The 16,011-nt window shown below is 70.2% G+C and carries 13 protein-coding genes; 8 read left to right on the forward strand and 5 right to left on the reverse strand.

Going from position 1 to position 16,011, the window contains the following annotated elements; all coding sequences use genetic code 11:
• The 4 genes from D7X12_RS28310 to D7X12_RS28325 all read left to right on the forward strand — a co-directional run.
• On the forward strand, positions 1–2,137 hold a 2,137-nt coding region (locus D7X12_RS28310), incomplete at its 5' end, for a hypothetical protein (protein ID WP_208719342.1).
• Positions 2,138–2,301: 164 nt separating this feature from the next.
• Positions 2,302–3,048, forward strand: a complete 747-nt coding sequence (locus tag D7X12_RS28315; protein ID WP_244224830.1) for a hypothetical protein — start codon at positions 2,302–2,304, stop codon at positions 3,046–3,048.
• Between the two features lie 52 nt (positions 3,049–3,100).
• Positions 3,101–3,988 (forward strand): hypothetical protein, encoded by an 888-nt coding sequence (locus D7X12_RS28320; RefSeq protein WP_244224831.1) that lies wholly within the window; start codon positions 3,101–3,103, stop codon positions 3,986–3,988.
• A gap of 80 nt (positions 3,989–4,068) precedes the next feature.
• Positions 4,069–5,334: a Kelch repeat-containing protein gene (locus tag D7X12_RS28325; RefSeq protein WP_244224832.1), complete on the forward strand. Its 1,266-nt coding sequence runs from the start codon at positions 4,069–4,071 to the stop codon at positions 5,332–5,334.
• A 19-nt stretch (positions 5,335–5,353) separates the two neighbouring features.
• On the opposite strand, the gene D7X12_RS28330 is transcribed toward D7X12_RS28325, so the two are convergent.
• The 3 genes from D7X12_RS28330 to D7X12_RS28340 form a co-directional block, all read right to left on the reverse strand.
• A complete protein-coding gene (locus D7X12_RS28330; RefSeq protein ID WP_120628385.1) occupies positions 5,354–6,904 on the reverse strand; it encodes a fibronectin type III domain-containing protein in 1,551 nt (516 codons plus the stop codon).
• A gap of 232 nt (positions 6,905–7,136) precedes the next feature.
• A complete protein-coding gene (locus tag D7X12_RS28335) occupies positions 7,137–8,036 on the reverse strand; it encodes a hypothetical protein (protein ID WP_120628386.1) in 900 nt (299 codons plus the stop codon).
• 41 nt (positions 8,037–8,077) lie between these two features.
• Positions 8,078–8,953, reverse strand: coding sequence for a hypothetical protein (locus tag D7X12_RS28340; RefSeq protein ID WP_120628387.1), 876 nt, complete (start codon positions 8,951–8,953; stop codon positions 8,078–8,080).
• Between the two features lie 226 nt (positions 8,954–9,179).
• On the opposite strand from D7X12_RS28340, the gene D7X12_RS28345 reads away from it, so the two are divergent.
• Positions 9,180–9,914, forward strand: coding sequence for a 2OG-Fe dioxygenase family protein (locus D7X12_RS28345; protein WP_120628392.1), 735 nt, complete (start codon positions 9,180–9,182; stop codon positions 9,912–9,914).
• A 48-nt stretch (positions 9,915–9,962) separates the two neighbouring features.
• On the opposite strand, the gene mtgA is transcribed toward D7X12_RS28345, so the two are convergent.
• Positions 9,963–10,877, reverse strand: coding sequence for a monofunctional biosynthetic peptidoglycan transglycosylase (gene mtgA, locus D7X12_RS28350; RefSeq protein ID WP_120628388.1), 915 nt, complete (start codon positions 10,875–10,877; stop codon positions 9,963–9,965).
• 138 nt (positions 10,878–11,015) lie between these two features.
• Here mtgA and D7X12_RS28355 point away from each other — a divergent pair, with 138 nt between their 5' ends.
• On the forward strand, positions 11,016–12,407 hold the full coding sequence (locus D7X12_RS28355; RefSeq protein ID WP_120628389.1) for a hypothetical protein: 1,392 nt from the start codon (positions 11,016–11,018) through the stop codon (positions 12,405–12,407).
• Positions 12,408–12,434: 27 nt separating this feature from the next.
• On the opposite strand, the gene D7X12_RS28360 is transcribed toward D7X12_RS28355, so the two are convergent.
• Positions 12,435–13,916 carry a CocE/NonD family hydrolase gene (locus tag D7X12_RS28360; protein WP_244224833.1) on the reverse strand — a complete coding sequence of 494 codons (1,482 nt, stop codon included), beginning with the start codon at positions 13,914–13,916 and terminating at the stop codon, positions 12,435–12,437.
• Positions 13,917–14,310: 394 nt separating this feature from the next.
• Here D7X12_RS28360 and D7X12_RS28365 point away from each other — a divergent pair, with 394 nt between their 5' ends.
• Together D7X12_RS28365 and D7X12_RS28370 are read left to right on the forward strand one after the other, a co-directional pair.
• Positions 14,311–15,444: a pyridoxal phosphate-dependent aminotransferase gene (locus tag D7X12_RS28365; protein ID WP_158620138.1), complete on the forward strand. Its 1,134-nt coding sequence runs from the start codon at positions 14,311–14,313 to the stop codon at positions 15,442–15,444.
• A 155-nt stretch (positions 15,445–15,599) separates the two neighbouring features.
• On the forward strand, positions 15,600–16,011 hold a 412-nt coding region (locus D7X12_RS28370), incomplete at its 3' end, for a nuclear transport factor 2 family protein (protein WP_120628391.1).

Below are 16,011 nucleotides of genomic sequence, written 5' to 3' on the forward strand. Positions count from 1 at the left end.
CGTCGCTGGGGCGGGCGGGGCCGGCACGGACGTGAAGACGCGTGCGCAGCAGGACGCGAAGCTCCTGGCGGGCACGCTCCAGAACAGCCTGGAACAAGGGGCCGCGCAGTTCGAGCAGCTCATCGCCAGCAACCCGGACCCCACCTACCAGGAGGCGTTCGTCCGCGCCGCGGAGCCGTCCCTCGCGAAGATGGGCCAGCTCTTCGCCGGGGTGTCACCGGAGACGGACCGCAAGCTGCACCCGCGTCCGCCGCTGCGCGCCCCCGACCTCGCGAGGGATCGGCCGCTGCTCGAGAAGCTGGCGGAGGCGGAGACCGTCATCGAGCAGAAGACGTACCTCAGCCTGGCGCGTGCCACGGAGCGGCTGGGGGAGCCGACCGCGGGCCTCGTCGGCCAGGCCTTCGCGCGGGACACGCCGCCGGGGCTCGCCAACCTCTCGCTGGGCCACGCCATCCGGACCGCCGTCAACATGGGCATCGGCTCGCGCCTCGCGTTCGACATGGAGCGCGCGCTGAACAAGAGCGAGGTCCTCCCGCCCGGCTTCAAGGGGCCCACCCGCAGCCTGGATGCCGCGGCCATCCACAAGACGTTGTGGAGCGCCATCGACGGGCTCCGCGCCCCGTTCGCGGCGGTCGCCGACAAGGCGGAGCAGCACCGGGAGCGGCTCACGGAGCTGCTCAGCGGCCCGGCGAAGATCCTCACCCCGGAGCAGCAGCAGGCCTTCACCGACACCTACCTGAACGACCCCGAGCGAAAGAAGGACCTCGCGGAGTTCGAGCGGCTGAGCACCCTGCTGGGGCGCGCGGCCCCGGACGGCCCGCCCTCGGGCGAGCAGGGCCCGGAGGTCGTGGCGCTCGCGCGCGAGCTGCCGCGCATGGCGGAGACGCAGTCCGGCGCGGAGTACCTCGCCTCCCAGCTCACCGCCCAGGGCGAGGGCCGCCCCGCGTTCCTCGACACCGTCGGCACGCTGAAGGACCTGAAGGACTTCGACGAGAAGCTCGCCCTCGCGCTCGTGAAGAGCGCGGGCTCGGGCGCCATCGTCGCGGCCGGCTTGAAGTCGAAGGGAGGCGCCGAGGCCGTCTTCAACGGGCTCGCGAAGAACGCCCACCTCTTCGGGATGAATCCGAAGGACATGCAGCAGTACGTCAAGCTGCTGCGCGGCATCAAACCGGACTCGACGCAGGAGCAGGTCCGGGGCATCACGCAGTCGCTGAAGGACCTCCTGGAGAATCAGGAGACGGGGCTGCCGGGCAACCCGAAGTCCCCCCAGGGCCAGGCGCTGCGCGGGCTGGGCGTCCTCGTCACCGCGTCGGCGGCCGTGGGGGACGCCGCGGGCTGGAACCAGGCGGACTTCGCCGCGAAGCTGAAGATCGTCGGCGACGGGCTCAGCGTCGGCGGGGACGGCGGGACGGTCATCCTCTCCGCGCTCGGCAAGGCGGCGCCGGTCCTCTCCAACGTGCTCGGCAAGGCGTCCGGCGCGGGCGCGCTGCTGGGCGCGGTGGGTGACGGCATCCAGTCCTTCCAGGCCGTGAAGGAGGGCAAGTACTGGGAGGCGAGCGCGTCCGGCGCCCAGTCCGTGGGCGCCGTCCTCATGGCAGCAGGCGCGCTGACCGAGTGGATCCCCGGCGCCCAGCTCGTCGGCGCCGCGCTGTTCCTGGGCGGGCTCACGTTGAAGTTCCTGGACCCGGACCAGTACTCCACGCGCGGCGCCCAGGTGCTCCTGCTCACCCAGAGCGGCATGGACGGGAAGCTGGCGCAGAACCTCATCGACCTGGGCCCGGACCTCCTCGACAAGCGGCTGCGGCAGGAGGCGCGCATGTCGCCGGAGCAGGTGCAGACGTTCATCACCGACCACCCGGAGCTCGCGCGCGAACCGCTCCAGTTCGACAGCCTGAGCCTGGGCGCCAAGGCGATGGGGATGAAGGGCGCGGACTTCCCGACGTTCCTCGAACGGCTGGCGAAGGCCCACGGCGTGGACATGGGCACGCTCGCGGCCGAGGTCCATGTCCTGTTCTTCGGCCATCCTCCCCTGGGAGGCCCGAACCCGGGCCAGTCCCCGGAGAAGCAGTTCCGCCAGTGGGTGGAGGAGCGCACGCCGGAGGTCGCGGCCTGGGCGAAGCAGCACCGGTCGCCCTGAGCGCGTCCGGAGGGAGCGGGCACGCGGGCTGTCTCCGCCCGCCACGGGACGTGGCTCGTCCCGGCGGATGACGATTTCCTGGGACGCCCGCGAGCCCGCTCCCTCTTTCTCCTCGATGGCACGGGTGGCCACGCATGGCCCCCCCAATCCAGAGGAGAGAGCCCATGGGTGGAGTGTCAGGAGTCGGTGGTTCGGGTGCCTCGAAGGTCGATCCCGCCGAGGCACAGCGCCGCGCGGAGGCGGCCCGTCAGAAGGCGGAGGCAGCGCGGCTCGCGGCCGAGGCCCAACGCAAGGCGACGACGGAGGCCCGGGACACCCTGTCGCAGGCCCGACTCGACGCGAACTCCGCGCGCCGGCAGAAGGCCGCCGCGGAAAAGGGCGTCGCCGACGCCCGCAAGGCCGCGGAGAAGCCGGGACAGACGCCCGAGGAGGCCCAGAAGTCGAAGGACGCCCTCGCCGCCGCGGAGAAGAAGCTCAAGGAGGCCAACGAGGCGTCCAGGAGCGCGGCCCAGAAGCTCAAGGAGGCGGAGGAGAAGGCGACCCAGGCGGCCAACAGCGCCGAGAAGGCCATGCGCAAGGCGAACGCGGCGGCCCTCGATGAAGGCAAGACGCCGCCCTTCAGCCAGAAGGACTTCGACAAGCTGAAGCCGCCGAGGAACGAGTTCGAATCGGTCTTCGAAGCCACCGGTCAGAAGGTGGACCTGGAGAAGCTGATGGGATTGACGCCTCCGCCGCAGCAGGAGGTCATCCAGTCGGCCGGTGCGGAAGGGGCGCCTGGCATTCCGCTCGACGCGGTGGCCCCCTTCGAGGGGAGCCCCGTGGGCGAGCCGGTGCCCTACGACGCGGCCCCCTTCGACTCCGTCCCCCCCATGCCGGACGGCAGCGACACCTCCTCGATGACGCCCACGTAGCAGGCGACTCCGCACCCGGCGACAGGGCCAGCCCTCCATGAAAGACCATGCGATGCGTCCATCCACCTACGGCAAGGCCGGGGCCCTTTCTTCAAGCACCCCGGGGTGGCCAGGCACCTGTGCCTGGGCCCTGCTCGTCGGGCTCTTTCTCCTCCCAGGGGTGGCCCGAGGCGAGGTCTCCCCTGACGTGCACCGCTGCGCGGTGAACATCTACGTGTTGATCGAGGACCTCGACTACGAGCGTGCCCTGGAGCAGGTGGACCACGGCAAGAGGGTGTCGAGCGGGCCCGAGGACGAGGTGCTGCTGTCGCTCTATCAGGGCGTCATCCTCGCGGAGCTGAGCGGAAGGTTGCGCGACGCCGAAGCCGCCTTCAAGGCAGCCCTCTCCTTGAACCCCGAGGCGAAGTTGCCGCTGAAGGTCTCGCCCAAGGTGATGCGGCACTTTGAAGCGCTGCGCCGGAGGGCCCTGGGCGAGTTGGCCGCGCAGGGAGGAGACCGTGAGCCCCTGAAGCCGGAGGCCCCCGAGGGGACACAGGAGCTTCAGGAGCCGATCCCCGCCGTCGCCACGGCACTCCCGGAGCCCGCATCCCCTCCGGTGCCGGGGGTGTCCAGCTCGCGCGCTTCCTTGCAAGACCGGGCGCTCATCCCCGCCGTGGCGGGAGGGATCCTCGTCGTCGCGGCGGGCGTCACCTGGGGATTGGCGGAGGGACAGAAGTCGAAGCTGGCTCACGCGACAGACATCCACACGCGGGCCGATGCCATGCGCGTGGCGAACAACGCGCGCGGGCTGCAGACGGTCTCCGTGGGGCTGCTGGTGGGAGGCCTGGTGGGGCTGGGCGCCTCCACGGGGATGTACCTGCTGGGATCGCCGAAGAGGCCGGTGCCCGTGCAGCTCGGGATGAATGGAACGTCTGTGTTCGTGTCCGGGAGGTGGCCGTGAAACCCCTGCTTCGTTCGACTGTCCTTGGCGTACTGGTGCTCAGCGTCCAGGTCACTGCGTGCCTCGACGTTGGCAGGGCGGTGAGCCTGTTCTGCGACGACAACGTGGACATCTGCGAGGAAGGCGGTGCGGATCCGGCCCCTGACGGCAATGCCATCCTGGATGGAGGAGTGGATGAAGGTCGGCCGGACGGCGGGGACGGTGGCCCCACCGATGGCGGCGACGGTAAACCAGACGGCGGGGACGGTGGGATGGACGGCGGGGACGGTGGCCCCCCCGATGGCGGCGGACCCGAGCTGCCGGGATGGAAACCCGTGGCCCCGATGCAGACGCGGCGCTCAAGTCATACGGCCACGGAGCTGGAGAACGGCCGGGTGCTCGTCGTTGGCGGAAGCACCACGGGTACCGCCTCGGCGGGCAGCCAGACGAACACGACGGAGCTCTACACCGTCTCATCCAACACCTGGAGTCCGGGGCCGAGCCTCGGGACGGCGCGCATGGACCACACCGCCACCCGGTTGAAGGATGGCAGGGTCCTGGTGGTCGGTGGCCGGGGCCCCTCGGGTGGCGCGCTGAGCAGCGCTGAAATCTACGACCCGGTTGCGAATCAATGGAAGGCTGCCAGTCCCATCCCCGTCGGAGCACGCTCCGGCCATGCCGCCGTCCTGCTGTCCTCGGGGAAGGTGCTGGTGGCGGGTGGCGGGTACTCGGATGACGATGGGCTGAACACCTCCGCGCTCTATGATCCGATCAATGACACGTGGACGAACGCGGGGAACCTGAATGCCAAACGCAACGGACTGACACTCACCTTGCAGGGCATTGACTGGGTATTGGCCATCGGTGGCTACAATGCCAGTGGAGCGGAACCAACCGCCGAGCTCTACACCGACAGCCATCCGGAGGGGGGCTGGCAACTCATCGCGGAGCAGATGGTCCATGGGCGTGCCGGGCACGCCTCGACGCTGCTGCCCTCTGGAAAAGTCCTGGTCACCGGCTCCCTCGAGGGTTCACCTGGAACGGTCCTCCGAGCAGTGGACCTCTTCGATCTGGGCACCGCTTCGTGGACGCCCCAGGCACTCATGAAGGAAGCCCGCTTCATCCACACGGCCACTGACTTGCCCTCGGACGAGCTGCTGGTGACGGGCGGGTATTCCACCCCCTACGCGAAGCCACGTGCCTCCGCGGAGATACTCCGGAGGAATGGCGTCTGGGAGCTCATCGCTCCCATGACATCGACGCGTGCCTTTCACACGGCCACGAAGCTGAAGTCAGGCAGCGTGCTCATCATCGGCGGCACCGACGGCGGCGCGGCGCTGAACACCGCCGATCGGTACGTCCCCTGAGCTTCAGGCGCGGCGGGGGCTACGGCGTGGTGAACGCGGCGCTGAACGTCTCCGCGCGGGAGCTGGGCAGCAGCTCCGCGGTGATGTAGGGCGCGCGCCAGGGCTCGTAGTTCGGAGAGCCATCCGCCCCCACGCGCAGGTAGTACGTGGAGCCGGGGGCCAGGAGGTCCGGCGGCAGGCGCAGCTGCGTGCGGTCACCCGGCACGGTGAAGCGCGTCGTCACGGTGACGAAGTTGTCCGTGGGCAGCAGCACGAGCGTCACGACGTAGGCCCGCGGCGTCCCCAGCACGGGCGGCCTCCAGCTCACCACCGGCTGGTTGGCGCCCACCTGGCGCGACACATAGGCATCCACTCCGTCGATGCGCATCTCCCGCGGCGGCGAGATGTCGGGCTGGATGGGCCCGGCGACGAGCCGGTCCAGCCGGTCGGTCATGTAGAAGCTGCCGCTCGGGTAGAAGGTGCGGCCGTTCACGACCACCGCGGAGGACGCCCGGAACGAATAGGACGCGTTGCCCACCACGCCCCAGGTGGACGGATAGGGATTGCCGAAGGCGAGCCGGCGCGTGAGGACCCCGTCCTCGCCCCGGGGCAGGTACATGTCGAGCAGCTCCCCCTGGTAGCCCACCCAGCCGTTCTGGAGCCCGTTCGCCGCGGGCACCACCGAGAACGCGGGGTAGTTGAGCGACGCGCTCGGGTTCGCGTCCGTGCGCCAGCGCGTGAACTCCGCCAGCCGCCACTCCAGCGAGAACGAGGTCTGCGGCGGCTGCTGCATCAAGCCACTGAGCGACAGGAACGACGCGCCGTCGGGCGTGTAGTCAAATGCCGGCATGTGCAGGCTCTTCGACACGGCGGCGTACGTCAGCGGCGCGCCGCTGCTCGGCGTCGTCCCGGCCGTCGTCGCGCTGAGCTGGTTGACGTAGAGCCGGTCCCCCTTGGCCGCGCTCAGGACGGGCAGCGGGGTGATGGGGTTCTCCATGTAGCCGTCCGTGGAGCTGTAGGACGTGGCGCCCTCGGGCGGCTCGCTCGAATAGAAGTACAGGTTGGCCAACACGTCCACGTCGCCGCTGGTGACCTGCAAGGAGCTGCCCGGGTTGGTGAGGCCCGTGTAGAGCTGCCAGGGCGTGAGCTGGGAGAAGTCCACCTGCACGGGCAGTTCCACGGAAGGGGGATGGACGGCGTCCGCGCGGCCCACGCGGTTGACGCCCAGGTCGAAGCGGCGCTCGCGGGTCAGGAAGTAGTGGCGACTCAAGCGCAGGAAGTACTCACCCTGGGGCACGTTGTCGAAGCGCATGCCCCCCGTCACCGGGGTGCCCGTGCGCCGGTCGAAGCCGATGCCGTTGGGTTGGGGGATGAGCAGCTCCAGGTCCTGGCCCGCCAGGCTCTTGGGGACCGCCGTCACCGTCCCGTTGCTCGCGTGGAAGCGGGTGTCGGCCGTCACCAGCACGGAGGTGTCCAACGTCCCCGCGTCCGTGCCTCCGTCGGCCTCACCGCAGCCCGGCAGCAGCGGCTCGTCGGTGAAGACCGCCGTTCCCTCGCGAGGGTCCGCCTGCACGACCTCCTGCGAGTTCATTTCCTCAGCGGAGGGGTCTGCTCCCGCGCAGCCCAGCCAGGTGGCGCAGACGGGAACGAGCAACAAGGACAGACGGCGCAAGGACATGAAGGGCCCGGGGGTGAAGAGAGGGTTGGGTAATCCACCCCAGTAAACGCCAATCAACAGATTCCCTGGCTATTTCGTCATGACTGCAATTGAAGGATTTCACGGTAGCGCCCGGCCAGCAGGGGCCGGGCGCCAGGGTATGGCGCTACGGTACGGCGCTCACGTCCACGTCGATGACGCGCGGCTCCTCGGTGCTCGTCGTGCCGGTGACCGAGGGCATCGCGGCGGCCACCTGGAGCGTCAGCGCCCATTCGCCCGTGCTGAGCTGGGTGGGCACGTACTTCCAATAGAGATACACGTTCCCCGCGGTCTCCCCTTCCGCCCACAGCGCCTCACGGGCGCGCTGCTCGATCTCCGCCGTGGTCAGCCGCGTGCGGAGCAGGTGGCCCGTGCGGGCCAGGGCCGGCCAGCTGATGAGCGCGCGCTGGAAGCTGCCATCCACACCGTGGGACACCACCGCGCGGTGGCCCTCCACGCGGATGCCATTGATGGCCCGCATCACGAAGGTCTTGTGGCGGTGGACCTCGGGCGCTCCGAGCACGCCGTTCTCCTCGCTCTGGAGGAAGGACTTCACCTGCCGCACGGGCCCCAGCTCCGCCGTGGGGATGCCCCAGCGCTGCAGGCGGGCCAGGGCGGTCCGCTGCAGGATGGCGGGCTCCTGCGGGGTCGCCGGGCCACTGGGGACCTTGTTCAGCACCAGCACCTGCCCTTCGGACGGGTCGCGCTCGAGCTTCCAGCCCTGCGACTCCAGGTCCCGGCGGGTGCCCAGGTCCTCCGTCACGGTGAAGGGCTCGGTCGTTCCCACCAGGCCCCGCTGCAGCATGGCGTCATCGAACGCGGTGCGGGGCAGCAGCGTGGTGGGGATGCCGCCGGTGGGCGGGGTGGCGATCCCCGTGGAGTCGAAGATGAAGCCCACGGTCGCACGGGCGACCTGGGCGGCGGGCTCGGCGGGCGCTCCGGACTGCAGGGGCTCACTGCTGTCACAGCCCGGGAGGGCGGCGAGCGGAAGGACGGTCAGGAATCGGAAGAGCAGATGGGTCTTCATGGCGTTTCGTTCTCTCTGTGCGAGGGCGATGGAGGGGGCTGTCACTCTTCCGGGAGCTTCTGACCGTTGTCGGGATCACAGCCGTACACGGAGAAGAAGCTGGAGTTGGTCTTGCGTCCGGTGTTCTTGCGGTCCCTCCAGCCGCCGTTCTCGAACATCGACAGGCGCAGCGCCTTGGTCTCACCGAAGACCATGGACACCGGGCAGTCGTCGTTGTTCTTGCCGATGTCCCAGTCGTAGGCCTCGTCAATCCAGTTCTCGCCCACGCCATCGCTCCGGGAGTTCGCGGCGTAGCGTTTCACGTAGCGCTTCACGAAGTTGCCGCACGACGAGTCACCGTGAAAGGCATTCCACATGGAGAAGCCGCTGGTGCTCGTCACCAGCTCCCGGTACCCGCCCTGCTTCCAGACCTCGAAGTCACCCGACTGACAGGCCTTCACGACGGCGATGTTCAGCTTCCCGTTTCCCAGGCTCATGTGGACATCCGTCATGGCGGAGCACGCATCCGCGTTGCTGCCCATCACGAGCCAGCTCCGGAGGTCCGCCAGGTTGTGGCCGCCATGGGTGTGCACGAAGAGGACGTCCGCGTCGTCCACGCCCGCGTTGGCCTGGGCGTCCTGCGCGTTGGTCACCGAGCCCTTCGACGGGTCCGTCCAGAGGTCCGTGCGCGCGCTGGTGTTGTTGAGGGTGCGGACGTCCGACCAGAGCCCCTGGTTCACGAGCCCGTTGAAGTAGCCGGCGAACTCCGCCGCCGTCTTCGTGTGCACGGAGTGCGAGTCGGCATTGCACTGCCCTGCCCCTCCGAAGTTGGCGATGCCGTAGACATGCGTCTCGTTCGCCAGCGCCGCCGCGGGCAGGAGCAGGGCCCCCGCGAGCGCCGCGCTCGTCCACTGCTGCGTTTGCTTCCGGAATCCCATGGTCGGTGTCTCCCCCCGTGCGGGGCGTGGATGGCCTGTTGCATCCGGAGGAGCGCGCGGGGTTCGCCGTGCGTTCTTCCGGGTCTGGCGCATCAACGAAATGCGGGGCGGATTTCCCTCACCCCCTCCGGAAGAAAGTTCCCCGGCCGGGCGGAGACAGCGCGGTTGCAACGTGCGCGCCCTGCCGTCATGGTCCGCGTGCACCACACCGCCCCTGTACGCGCCCATGAGCTTCTCACCGCCCGTCACGCCTCCTTCGGCTGTCCACTCCGTCCTCCGCGAGCGCGGCTACGCCGTCCTCAGCCGCGCGGGCCTGTGCGAGCTGGTGGGCACGCCTGCCCCCTCGCTCGATGCGTTGCTGCCGACGTGGGACGACCTGCCGCTCGACGGGTACCTGCGGGACGGCGGCCGCTATCGCACGCGCCGGCACTCATGCTTCGTCGTCGACGGGGCCTCGGTCTCCCAGGTGCCGCACCGCGCGCACTGGCAGCCTGTCGAGTACAACGCGCTGCACGGCGGGCTGGAGCGCTGGTTCGAGCCGATTTCACCCGCCGTCGTCTCACAGCCCGTGTGGCCCCGGTTGCTGGGCGAGCTGGGGGCGTGCTGCTCCGCGCTGAAGAGCGCCCAGCCCTGGTACGTCGAGGCGCACCAGTTCCGCATCGACACGACGGATGGCATTGGCCGGCCGACCCCCGAGGGAGCGCACCGCGACGGCGTGGACTTCGTCGCCGTGCTGCTCACGGGCCGCGAAGGCATCAAGGGCGGAGAGACGCGCGTGTTCGAGGCAGCGGGGCCGAACGGCCTCCGCTTCACGCTCACCGAGCCCTGGTCCGCGCTGCTGCTGGATGACGAGCGCGTGATTCACGAGAGCACGCCCATCCAGCCGCTCGACGGCAAGGGGCACCGGGACACGCTCGTGCTGACCTTCCGCGCGAAGGGCTTCCAGGGCCCCGGCACGTAGCACCCCGGCCGTGGAAGCCAGCGCGCAGGCGTTCGCGTCGCTCGCGGATCAGCTCCCCGCGGGCAGCCGGGCGATGGGCGCCGACGCGACGCCGGGCGCGGGTGGGACGCCGAAGAAGCGGGAGAGTTCGGCCTGGGCTTCGCGGGCTTGCGCTGCGCTGATGCGCCCCTCGCGCTCCAGCCGCACGAGGATGACGCCGGCGCGGGTGCGCAGGGTCTCCGGCCGCAGGGCCGGCAGCCAGCGGCGCGGGGCGGGCAGCATGGCCGCGAGCATCGCGCCCTGCGCCACGCTGAGCGACCGCGCCGGGACGCCGAAGTGCTCGCGCGCCGCCGCCTCGATGCCGTAGACGCCCTCTCCCCACTCCACGACGTTCACGTACAGCGCGAGGATGCGCTGCTTGGACAGGTCCGCCTCCAGCCTGCGGGCGAGCAGCAGCTCCTTGCCCTTGCGCAGCAGGCTGCGGTCCGTGGAGAGGTAGAGGTTCTTCGCCAGCTGCTGCGTGAGGGTGGAGGCGCCGCGCCCCAGCCGCGCCTCGCGCACCGACTGCTCGAAGGCGTTCTCCACCTCCGTCCAGTCCACGCCCTCGTGGCGGTAGAAGCGCGCATCCTCGGAGATGAGCACCGCGTCCACCACGTGCGGGGCCACCGCGCTCAAGGGGACCCAGGCCTGGCGCACGCGGGGCTTCCTGCCCGCCTCGAGCGACTCCTCCACTCGCTGGGCCATGAGCGCGGTGGTGCGCGGGTTCTGCGTCCGCAGGGTGCTCACGTCGGGCAGCCGCACGTACTCCACGCTGAGCCACAGGACGAGCATCAACCAGCCGCCCAACGCCCAGCGCCCCCAGCCCGGTCCGGAGCGCTTCCCCACGGCGCGCCGGGCGCCGGAGGAGGACTGCTTCGAGGAGGACTGCTTCGTCTTCTGCGTCCGGATGGAAGAGGCGCGCGTGGGGGGCGGTCGGGAGGCCATCGATGTAGTTACATGTGCCCCGGGAAACCACCCCTGTCCAGAAGACGGCCGGAGAGAGCCTCCCCGTCGGGCGGGATCCAAAGAGACCGGCAGCGGACAAGACTGCATGGAAGCAAGACCTTCCATGAGGGAGCCACCGTGCGAGTCTCGAACAAATACCTGGCCGTGGCGTACGCGGCGGTCTTCCTGTCCCTCCCCCTGGGCTGTGGAGGAGGCGCGGCGGACGGCCCCCCGCAGCAGGATGACCTGGAGAGCCGGAGGCCGGGAGAGTCGCTCGACGCGCTGGAGGCTCGCTGGAAGCGGGGCATCCAGGACAAGCCCACCGGCATCACCTCCACGGTGGAGCTCTCCGGCAGCTCCCTGGTCCTGACCACGCGAGGCCAGGCGCAGGTGGATGCGCCGGGCGTGCTGGTGCCCGCGCCTGTCTTCCCCAACAACCAGCGTTGCATCTTCCTGACCAACGCCCAGGTCGGCGCGCAGACGGGACTGCTGGTGCTGGAGGGGCCGCAGATCCAGTTCACCGCCGGCACGCTGGGCAGTGTCGACGTCAGCTCCGCCACCGCGCACACGCAGCCCCCCAGCGGCGGCACCACGCCCGTGGTCGGGTTGACGACCCAGGACAACACCACCGGCTCCAACCCCACCGCCACCTTCCCCGAGGACTGGAGCGGCACGGACAAGTCCCTCTTCTTCTCCGACGCGGCCGTCATCCAGGCCAGCAACCTCACCCTCACGGGCTTCACCCGCGGCCTGCTCATCACCGCCACGGGCAACACGCCCATCACCGGGAGCGTGACGGTGGCTTCCGCGGACCGGCTGTACTGGGACGCGAAGTCCGTCATCCAGGTGGCGACGAGCACCGTCCAGAGCCCCGCGTTCGCGCTCGGCGGTCAGGTGGAAACCGGCAGCCTGGCCTCGCCGGAGCTTGCGGCCTCCACTCAGCCGCCCAGCATGATCAAGGGCAAGGAGGCCCAGGTGACGCTGCGCCCCGGCAACGTGAAGAGCCAGGGCTCGTTCCAGCTCACCCAGGCGGTGACGCAACAGGGGGCCATGCTCCTGCCGGCCGACGTGGAGCTTGCCCATGACACGGCGCCCGTCACGGTGAAGAAGGACCAGCGCGTGCTGATCCCCGTGGTCTTCCGGGAGAAGACCTTGAAGGGCGATGCCGTGCTCTCCGAGCTCCAGGTGACGGGCACCGGCAAGGACGCGGTCAGCGTCCCGCTGGACCAGGTCGAGACCTACCTCGATTCACTCTGGGCGACGGCGGGGCAGGCTGGGATGGGCGCGCCCTTCCTGGCCATCACCCTGGCGCCCCTGTCGCCGTTCATCGCGCTCGGGGAGGCGCTCTCGTGCCTGTTCACCACCTGCCCGCGCGCCTTCCCCATCTGGATGGAGCGGGGGAAGGTCGAGCGCTTCCACATCATCGTCCAGGGCAAGCTCCCCCCGGGCACCTACGAAGCGACGGTCACGCTGGTGGGGCACAACTCCACCGCGCAGGCCATCCCCGTGCACTTCACCGTCACCGAGTGACGGTGACGGTGAAGTCGCCGCGGCAGGTCACTTCAGGGGCAGCGTCAGGTAGGACGGGCTGCTCGACGAAGAGGAGAACTTCACCGTGGAGAACAGCGGCGCCCTGTCCGCGTAGAGCGGATCCACGGTGTCGATGACGAGCGAGAGGCGGTGGCCGCTCGGGACATCGTAGACCGTCGCCGGGAAGTCCACGTCCACGGCGCGGGCCTGGCCGGCCACGGCGTCCCGGAACGTCACGGCGACGTGCGTGACGAGGCTCCCCGTCCCGGCCCAGTCCGTGTCGTAGAGGTAGGCGATGACCGTCGTCTGCCCGGAGCTGCCCGGCGTGACGGTCAGGCGGAGGTGCGCGGCCCCGCGCACGCGCTGCGGGGCTGACAGCCAGTCCGACTGCCAGAGGCCCGCGTTGTCCCGGTCCACCGCGGGGATCCACGCCTTGGCCGGCTCCCCGGTGATGGCCTCCGCGCCGTTGGTCAGCAGCGCCACGCCGCCGTTGGCGACGGTGTCATCGCCCGCGGCAATCGTCGCGCTCCAGCCCGCCTGCGAGCCCGCCGCGAGGTCGCCCTCCTTGTTCCACCAGTGCACCTCGCCCAGGTTGTAGCGCGCGGTGCCCTTCGAGACGGCGCTCCACGACGGGTACGACTCATAGGTGCTCTGGCCCCGGAGCTGGAGCTGGACCGGGTTCTCCGAAGCGATGCCGGTGTCCACGCCGCGCAGGTAGTAATCAAACCAGCGGTGCATGCTCGTCCAGGCGTCATTGGGCAGTCCGAGGATGCCGGTCAGCTCGGGGATGGCGTGGTCACCCGGGCGGAACTCGAGCCGCTTCGGACCCGACAGGCGGGTGTAGAAGTCCGTCAACTGGTTCGGCCCGAAGAAGCTGTCGCCGTACGCGTTCGCCATGAGAATGGCCGGGCGGTTGGCGTTGATGCGGTCCAGGTACGTCGCGGCGCTGCGCGCCTGGGCATAGGTGATGACGCCGCCCAGGTTCCGGTTGGCGAAGAAGTCGGAGAGCGTCTGCTTCAGCTCCTCCGAGGGCTTCCCCGTCAGCTCCGCGGAGAGCCCCAGGAGCGCGGCGCTCTGCAGATGGCGCGTCTGGTTCTCGAACAACGAATACGGCAGGTCCGTCCAGCAGCTCAACGCGGCCACGGCGCGGATGCGCGAATCGAAGGCCGAGCCAATCAGCGCCATCCCCGCGCCATAGGAGACACCCGCCGCACCGATGCGGGTCGGCTCCGCGGGAGTATTGGCGAGCGTCCAGTTGATGACCTCGGTCAGGTCGCCGATGTCCCTGGGGCCCGCCGTGTCGATGGCGCCCCCCGACGCGTAGAAGCCTCGCGGCGTGTACGACACCACCACGTACCCGGCATTGGCGAACTGCTGCGCCTGCACGATGTACTCCAGGTTGGGCAGCGCCCAGCTGGTGATGAAGACGATGGCCGGATGCCGCCCCGGCGCATCCGGCGTGAAGACAAGGCCCTTGAGCGCCACGCCATCACGCGTGGAGATGTCCACGACGCGCGTGGACGCCGCGAATACGGGGGGGGTGACAACACAAAGCGCCAGAACGGCAGACACAGCGATTGCACGGAACCAGGACAAAGCGCGCCTCCTTGCGTTTTCCGACCTACGGTCAAGTAAGTTACGAAAGCGTAGGGAGCTTTGTCAAAGCGGAATTCCATGCCTCCCTGACGGATGTGAAGGACCCGCCACCCGTTTGCGTTCCGCGATCCGGAACTCCTCTCCTGGGGCGAGCAGGGCCACCTGGCGACGCTCGCCGGTCGTCCGTGGCGTTTCACCGGGACTTCGGGCGCATTGGCAGAGGAGGCCGGCTTCCCGTGTCCGTGGGCCCGTACCTTCCGCGCGCTGCCCGGACACCGCCGGGCCGCGTCTCCCAGGGAGGCCCCACGTGTCCGAGTCCACTCCGTCACGCCGCGCGCTGTTGTCCGGCGCCACCGCCACCGCCGCGGCGCTCGCGCTTCGCCCATCGTTCGTGCTGGCCGCGGGGGCTCGCGCCCGGGGGGCCCCTGCTGGCGCGCCGGTGCGCCTGTTCGCCAACGAGAACAACGCCGGCCCTTGCGCGGGCGCCCTGCGCGCCATCCGGGACACGGCGCCCCACCTGGGCCACCGTTACGCGGGCCGCGCGTCGGCGGATGCCTTTGCCCGGCGCATCGGCACGCTGCATGGCGTGGATGCGTCGCAGGTGGTGCTCACCGCCGGCTCCACGGAGGTGCTCACCACCGCCGCCGTCGCCTTCGGGCTCAATGGCGGCGAGGTGGTGTGCGCCGACAACACATTCCCCGTGCTCCCCCTGTACGCCGAGCGCGTCGGCGGCAAGGTGGTGCGCGTGCCGTTGGATGCCCGGCATGCCCACGACCTCGCGGCGATGGAGGCGCGCGTGGGCAGCGGCACGCGCCTCGTCTATGTCGTCAATCCCAACAGCCCCACCGGCACCGTGCTCGACCCGGTGCGCCTGCGCGCCTTCTGTGAGGCCGTCTCTCCTCGCGCCACCGTCCTCGTCGACGAGGCGTATGTGGAGTACCTCGATCCCGCGACGACACCGTCCATGGTGGACCTGGTCCGCGCGGGCCGGAACGTCATCGTGCTGCGCACCTTCTCCAAGGCGTATGCGCTCGCGGGCCTGCGCGTCGGTTATGCGCTTGCCCCGCCCGCCATCGCCGAGCGCCTGCGCGGCCTGCGGATGTCCTTGCCCAATCCGGTCGCCCTCGCTGCGGCGGGGGCAAGCCTCGATGACCCGGACTTCGTCGCCCTGACGCGCAAGCGCATCGCGGAGGCTCGCGCCATCACCGTGCGGGCGCTCGACGCCGCGGGGCTCGCGCACGTGGGGGACGGCGGCAACTTCCTCTGGGTGCAGGCGGGCCCCTCCCGCCGCGACCTGCCCCCACGTCTGGCGGCGCATGGGCTGCACATCACCTGGACGCCGGACCAGCCGCTCACCGAGGACTGGTTCCGCCTCACCCTCGGCACCGTGGAGGACATGCGCCGCTTCGGGTCCGCGCTGCACGCGGTGACCCGGACCTGAAGGCCCTGGGGCACGGGTGCGTCTTCCCTCCTCCCCTCCCGTTCACCGCCGTACCGCGCAGCCCACCGGCGCTCGCGGGACCTTCGCAGAACCGTGCCGCCGCACGTGTCGGCCGGGCCGTACCTTCAGTGTCGCAACCCCTTCAGGAGCCTCCCATGATCCGCATGTTCGCCGTCATCGCCCTGTTCCTCGCCGCCCCTGTCGCCCTCGCCGCGGAGGACGCCGCTGGCGCCCGCGTCCCCCTCGAGGCCTACCTCAAGGCCCAGGCCACCGGGGACGCGCAGCTCATCCGCGACGCCTTCTGGCCCGAGGGCCACCTCGTCTTCATCCGCGAGGGCAAGATCAGCACCCTCAGCGCGGAGGAGTTCGCCGCGCGCTTCACCGGCAAGCCCTCCCCGACCGCCGCCCAGACGAAGCGCACCATCGAGCGCGTGGAGGTCGCGGGCGATGCTGGCGTCGCCGTCCTCACCCTCGACGGCCCCACGCACCGCATCACCGACTTCATCACCCTCCTCAAGCGCGACGGCGCCTGGCGCATCATCCACAAGTCCTTCCACGCCCAGCCCA

It is taken from the genome of Corallococcus sicarius, from assembly GCF_003611735.1.
GTDB classification, from domain to species: domain Bacteria; phylum Myxococcota; class Myxococcia; order Myxococcales; family Myxococcaceae; genus Corallococcus; species Corallococcus sicarius.

What these genes read in the sequence shown, in the direction of transcription:
- D7X12_RS28315 (WP_244224830.1), top strand. Translation starts at nt 2,302, where the DNA reads ATGGGTGGAGTGTCAGGAGTCGGTGGTTCGGGTGCCTCGAAGGTCGAT.
- D7X12_RS28320 (WP_244224831.1), top strand. Translation starts at nt 3,101, where the DNA reads ATGCGTCCATCCACCTACGGCAAGGCCGGGGCCCTTTCTTCAAGCACC.
- D7X12_RS28335 (WP_120628386.1), bottom strand. Translation starts at nt 8,036, where the DNA reads ATGAAGACCCATCTGCTCTTCCGATTCCTGACCGTCCTTCCGCTCGCC.
- D7X12_RS28345 (WP_120628392.1), top strand. Translation starts at nt 9,180, where the DNA reads ATGAGCTTCTCACCGCCCGTCACGCCTCCTTCGGCTGTCCACTCCGTC.
- D7X12_RS28340 (WP_120628387.1), bottom strand. Translation starts at nt 8,953, where the DNA reads ATGGGATTCCGGAAGCAAACGCAGCAGTGGACGAGCGCGGCGCTCGCG.
- D7X12_RS28330 (WP_120628385.1), bottom strand. Translation starts at nt 6,904, where the DNA reads ATGAACTCGCAGGAGGTCGTGCAGGCGGACCCTCGCGAGGGAACGGCG.
- mtgA (WP_120628388.1), bottom strand. Translation starts at nt 10,877, where the DNA reads ATGGCCTCCCGACCGCCCCCCACGCGCGCCTCTTCCATCCGGACGCAG.